Here is a 5,775-nt window from a genome sequence, read left to right as displayed (position 1 = left end):
CCCCGCCCCCGCCCAAAACCACAGCACGCCGCTCCATCCCGCGATCCTAATCAAGATCAGGGAGCTCTCAGTGCGGTAATCCGGACAAATTCCGGCACTGAGAGCTCCCTGATCTTGTTGCGGGCCGGGGTTACTTGCCGATGACGCCGTATTCGGTGAGGAGTTCGCCGATTTCGTTGTTGCCCAGGCGCTTTGCGAGGCCGCGCCAGAGGAGGTCGGGGCCGGGGAGGGTTACCGGGTCGCCGTCGCGGAGGCGGGTCATGGCGGCCAGGAGGGTGCGGACGTCGTAGGTGGAGTTGAAGACCTCGGGGACGCCGCGTTCTATGTCGAGCAGCTGGTAGGCGGCTTCCATGCCGGTGCGGACGGAGTATTCGGTGGTGAAGATGCAGTCGCGGGAGGTTTCGGCGAACTGACCGATGAAGGCGAAGTTCACCGCGCCGTCGGGGACCACGTTCGGGCGGTCGCCGGCCTTGCGGGGCATGAAGAAGGCGGTGACGTAGGGCATCATGACCGGGACGCACTTGGCGGCATGCGCGGCCAGCTCCGGAATCTCGGATTCGGGAACTCCCATGTGGTACAGCCACTCCCGGGTGATTTCCTCGCCGGTGCACTCCTGCATGGTCTTCTTCACGTAGTCGCCGGGCTTGTCGACGAACAGCGAGTAGACCCAGACCACGATCTGGTCCTTGGGCTGCTGCTTGAAGTGGGGCTGGCGGTTGACGGTCCAGCTCATCAGCCAGCTGGAGTCCTTGACGGTGACGATGCCGCCGGTGACCACCTTGCCGCTGAAGGGATCCCGCTTGCAGATCTTCTGAATGTATTCGGGGATGCGCTGATCCAGCGTGGTGACGGTGGCGGACTCCCACTTGGTCTCGGGGATATGGCCGCCGAAGACGTCCGGATTGCCGAAGGCCTTGTCCTTGGCGGCGATTCGACGCCACAGGTCCCAGGCGGGGGCGGGGCCTTCGTTCAGCTTGGCGGGCGTGTGCTGGTCGCCCTCGTCGGAGTTCTCGGTGAGCGAGCCGATGGTCATCAGCAGCAGATCGTCCGGCCCCAGGTCGACGCCGCCCTCGACGCCCTCCGATACCCAGTGAATCCTGGTGGCCTGCTTGCGATCCGCGGTGATGTCGAAGTCCACGTCGGTGACCGTGGTGTCGAACTTGAAGGTGACGCCCTGGTCCAGCAGCCAGCGGTAGAGCGGCAGCACCAGCGACTCGTACTGGTTGTACTTGGTGAACTTCAGCGCCGAGAAGTCCGGTAGCCCGCCGATGTGGTGGATGAACCGGTGTAGGTACAGCTTCATCTCCAGCGCGGAATGCCAGTCCTCGAAGGCGAACATGGTGCGCCAGTACATCCAGAAGTTGCTCTCGAAGAAGTCCTTCGAGAACACCTCGTTGATGCGCTTGCCCTCCATCTCCTCGCGGGTGGCGAGGAAGATCTTGGTGATGTCCTTCTGCGCCTTGTCGTTCAGCGTGAAGAGGTCCTTGGTCTGCGCGCTCTCACCGCGATTGACCGTGGCGCGCTCCAGGGAGAAGTTCGGGTCGTCCTTGTTCAGCCAGTAGAACTCGTCGAGCACGCTGCCCTCGACCTCCATGGACGGAATGGTCCGGTAGAGGTCCCACAGACATTCGAAGTGGTTCTCCATCTCGCGGCCGCCGCGAATGACGAAGCCCTTCTTGGGTTCCTTGATGCCGTCGAGCGCACCACCGGGCAGCTTCAGCTCCTCCAGAATGGTGATCTTGCTACCCGGCATCTGCCCATCGCGGATGAGGAACGCCGCGCCCGATAGCGAGGCCAGACCGGATCCGACGAACCACGCCGTCTTGTTGTCCACCCCTGCGGGCTTGCGCGGACGCGCGAAAGCCTCGTAATTGCCACTGCTGTAATACATAAGAACTCCTATCCCTGTCTGGCTCGAAGTGCTTGTGAAGCTGTGGATCTCGGCTCAGTACTTGTAGAACCCCTCTCCGGTCGCGATCCCGAGCTTGCCCTGGTCGATGTAATCGGTCTTGAGCCACTTGGCGATTCGCTGCGCGCTCTCATCGGGGTTGTTGACCAGGATGTTGTAGGGCGTGGTCAGCCCGATAATGTCGAGAATCCGGAACGGCCCGGCCGGTGCGCCGGTGCCGATGGTCCAGGTCTTGTCCACGTCCTCCGGATCGGCGTATCCGCCCTCGGCCAGATTCATGGCCGCGTTCAGCAACGGCACCAGCAGCGAGTTGAGGACGTAACCCGCCTTCTCCTTGTGGATTTCGATCGGCACCATCCCGATGGCGGAGGCGAAGTCCACCACCGCCCGGTACACGGCCGGGTCGGTCTCGGTGGTGCCCATGATCTCGGCGGTATTGAAGTGCCACACCTGATTCGCGAAGTGCAGCGCCAGGAACTTGTCCGGCCGCCCGGTGAAATCCTTCATGGCACTGGGCAGCAGCGTGGAGGAGTTGGTGGCGAAGATGGTGCGCTCGGGCGCGAGCTTGCCCAGCTTCTCGTAGGTGTCCTGCTTGATGGCGAGCACCTCCGGCACCGCCTCGATCACCAGGTCGGCATCGGAAACCGCCTGTGCCAGATCGGAAGTCAGCGCGATGCCCGCGGCGGTGGTCTCGGCCTTGCCGTCGCCGCCGCCCGGCACCTGCTCGCGATAGACGGCCGCCAGCTTGTCGAAGCGTCCGCGCGCGGCGGTCAGCGCCTCGTCGCTGATGTCGTAGGCGGTGACGTCGAATCCGCGGAACGCGGTCTGGAACGCGATCTGGGAACCGAGCACACCGGTCCCCAGCACGGTGACCTTGCGGATATCGATGCTCATTGTTCTTGCCTCCCTATGGATGTGTTGAACCCCGCGATGATCTGCGCGATCTGCGCGCGCAGATCCGCCGGTGCGTCATGTCCGGAATGCGCCCCGGTGGCCGGTTGCGCGAAGGCCAGATGCAGGACCGCGAAGATGCTGCGTCCGGCCAGCGCGGCCTGCTCCTCCCAACGCCGCGAGGCGATTTCGTCCGAGCTCTCGGCGGCGCGGCCGTCACGTCGCGCATCGGCGACGAGCCGCTCGGCGATCATCGATTCCAGCCGCTCCACCAGCGCGAGCCCCTCGGAGCGGTATTTGTCGGTGGGCGAGCCGAACAGCAATTCGCGCTGATAGGCGATGGTGTTGTCGGAGCGCGGATCCGCGCCCCGCAGCAGCGCTTCGGCCATGCCGAACACCGCATCCGTGGTGTTCGTCCGGCCCCGGGCCACGGCGGCCCCGTCCTCGAGCGCGGCCCGGAACTTCTCGTTGTAAACCATGAGCAGCAGTTCGCCTTTGGAGGCCGCGTACCGGAACAGCGTCCCGGCGGCGATATCCGCCCGATCGGAGATCTGCTGCGTTGTCGTACCGTCGAACCCGTGTTCAGCAAACATCGCTTCGGCGGCCTCGAAGATGCGGGAACGCTTATCGTGCATCTTCCGCTGCGTCCTGCTGACGTGCACAGGTCTGGCCGCAGTGGCCATGGGGCACCTCCAACCCTGCCGCTGGAACTGAGTGGACTCAAAAATGAGCGTACTCCCGGCTACCGAATATTCAACCCGGGGTGTCGTTGACCGGGCGTATGTTGGTCGAGTGGCCACGCATCTGACGCACTGGGGTGTTTTCGAAGCGAGCAGCGATGGTGAGCGGTTGACCGCGGTCCGGCCCTGGAGTGACGACCCGGAACCGACCCCGCTGATCGAGAATGTCGCATCGGCACAGCATCATCCGGCCCGCATCGCGCAACCGTATGTGCGCAAGGGCTGGCTGGAGCACGGTCCCGGACCCGCGGAACGCGGCGCGGACGAGTTCGTGCCGGTGTCGTGGGAGACCGCGCTGGACCTGCTGGCCGGCGAATTGTCCAGGGTGTACGGCGAATTCGGCGCGCAAGCGGTGTACGGCGGCTCCTACGGCTGGGCCAGCGCCGGGCGCTTCCACCACGCGCAGAGCCAGGTCCACCGCTTCCTGAACTGCCTGGGCGGCTATGTCTCCCACCGCAACAGCTACAGCCTGGGCGCGTCGACCGTGCTGCTGCCGCACATTCTCGCCGATATGGGCACCATCATGGCGCGTGCCACCACCAAATCGGTGCTGGCCGAGCATTCGAAGTTGGTGGTCGCGTTCGGCGGTCTGTCGCCCAAGAATTCGGCGGTCTCACCGGGCGGGGTGTCGCGGCACAATGCCCGCGGCTGGATCGAGACGGCGCGGGAGAACGGCTGCAAGTTCGTCACCGTGAGCCCGCTGCGCGACGATATTCCGGCCGAGGCGCGGGCGGAGTGGATCGCCGCCCGGCCCGGCAGCGATGCCGCCCTGATGCTGGCGCTGGCACAGGTGCTGGACGCGGAAGGGTTGGCGGACAACAGTTTTCTCGACCGATACACCGTCGGCTATGAGCGCTTCGCGGACTATCTGCGCGGCGGTGTCGACGGCGTCGTCAAGGATCCTGAGTGGGCCGAGCCGATCACCGGCATTGCGGCGGAACGGATTCGGACGCTGGCCCGCGAGATGGCCGCTACCCGCACCTTCATCTCGGTGAGCTGGTCGTTGCAGCGCGCACAGTACGGCGAGCAGCCCCTGTGGCTGGGCGTGGTGCTCGCGGCCATGCTCGGCCAGATCGGCCTGCCCGGCGGCGGATTCGGCCACGGCTACGGCTCGGCCGCGAATGTCGGGCTGGCGGTGCGGGTCACCTCGCCGCCGCGGCTGCCGCAGGGCCGCAATGGCGTCGACGACTTCATCCCGGTCGCGCGCATCGCCGACATGCTGCTGAATCCCGGTGCGCCCTATGAATACAACGGCGAGCACCGCACGTATCCGGACATCAAACTGGTCTACTGGGCGGGCGGCAACCCCTTCCACCACCACCAGAACCTGGCCCGCCTGCGCACCGCCTTCGGCCGCCCGGACACCGTCGTGGTGCACGACCCGTTCTGGTCGGCCACCGCCCGGCACGCCGACATCGTGCTGCCCTCGACCATGACCATCGAACGCGACGACTACGGCTCGGGCGAGGGCGACCGCTTCTTCTTCCCGATGCCCGCCCTGACCCGCCCGCACGGCCAGGCCCGCGACGACTACTGGATGTTCAGCGAACTGGCCGAAAGGCTCGGTTTCGGAAAGGAATTCACCGAGGGCCGCACCGCGCAGGAATGGCTGCGCCACCTCTACGACGAATGGCGCGAGCGCCTGAGCGCCCGCGGCTACGAATTGCCCGACTTCGACGCCTTCTGGGCCGGGGAGCCGATGCAGCTCCCGCTGGAAGCCGAAGAACACGTCGCCTTCGCGGACTTCCGCGCCGACCCGTCGGCCCACCCGCTGCACACCCCGAGCGGCCGCATCGAGATCTTCTCCGAAACCATCGCCGGTTTCGGCTACGACGACTGCCCCGGCCACCCGGTCTGGCGCGAACCCGACGAATGGCTCGGCAGCCCGCTCGCGGCCCAATTCCCGCTACAACTGGTGGCCAACCAGCCCCGCACCAAGCTGCACAGCCAGCTCGACGTCGGCGCACACAGCCAGTCCACGAAAGTCCAAGGCCGAGAACCGGTCCGCCTGCACCCCGACGACGCCGCCGCCCGCGGCCTCACCGAGGGCGATATCGTCCGCATCTTCAACGACCGCGGCAGCTGCCTCGCCGGACTGGCCATCAGCGACGCCGTCCGCCCCGGCGTAGCCCAGCTCTCCACCGGAGCCTGGTACGACCCCGACCCCACCGACCCCACCTTCTGCCGCCACGGCAACCCCAACGCGGTAACCAAGGACCGCGGCACCTCCCGCCC

Annotated in this window: 4 protein-coding genes; 1 reads left to right on the top strand and 3 read right to left on the bottom strand. The window is 66.0% G+C overall.

The features are described 5' to 3' along the window. Positions 1–130 precede the first annotated feature (130 nt). From ACAM49_RS38350 to ACAM49_RS38340, 3 genes are read right to left on the bottom strand one after another with little or no spacing between them, the layout of a single operon-like run. A complete protein-coding gene (locus ACAM49_RS38350; RefSeq protein WP_369640425.1) occupies positions 131–1,891 on the bottom strand; it encodes an oleate hydratase in 1,761 nt (586 codons plus the stop codon). A 54-nt stretch (positions 1,892–1,945) separates the two neighbouring features. Further along, positions 1,946–2,803 carry a 3-hydroxyacyl-CoA dehydrogenase gene (locus tag ACAM49_RS38345; RefSeq protein ID WP_369640424.1) on the bottom strand — a complete coding sequence of 286 codons (858 nt, stop codon included), beginning with the start codon at positions 2,801–2,803 and terminating at the stop codon, positions 1,946–1,948. After that, the gene (locus ACAM49_RS38340) at positions 2,800–3,435 is read right to left on the bottom strand and encodes a TetR/AcrR family transcriptional regulator (protein ID WP_369640423.1); all 636 of its coding nucleotides are present in this window, start codon (positions 3,433–3,435) and stop codon (positions 2,800–2,802) included. Before ACAM49_RS38340 ends, ACAM49_RS38345 begins: the two co-directional genes overlap by 4 nt. 157 nt (positions 3,436–3,592) lie before the next feature. On the opposite strand from ACAM49_RS38340, the gene ACAM49_RS38335 reads away from it, so the two are divergent. Beyond that, the coding region (locus ACAM49_RS38335) for a molybdopterin-dependent oxidoreductase (RefSeq protein WP_369640422.1) at positions 3,593–5,775 on the top strand (2,183 nt) is incomplete at its 3' end.

The sequence above is a fragment of the Nocardia sp. JMUB6875 genome, assembly GCF_041154655.1.
GTDB lineage: Bacteria > Actinomycetota > Actinomycetes > Mycobacteriales > Mycobacteriaceae > Nocardia.
The sequence above is the reverse complement of the archived record's forward strand: the minus strand, read 5'-3'. Positions and strand labels throughout refer to the sequence as shown.

Excerpts from the sequence above, each read along its gene's own strand:
- ACAM49_RS38345 (WP_369640424.1), bottom strand. The coding sequence starts at position 2,803 with ATGAGCATCGATATCCGCAAGGTCACCGTGCTGGGGACCGGTGTGCTC.
- ACAM49_RS38350 (WP_369640425.1), bottom strand. The coding sequence starts at position 1,891 with ATGTATTACAGCAGTGGCAATTACGAGGCTTTCGCGCGTCCGCGCAAG.
- ACAM49_RS38340 (WP_369640423.1), bottom strand. The coding sequence starts at position 3,435 with ATGCACGATAAGCGTTCCCGCATCTTCGAGGCCGCCGAAGCGATGTTT.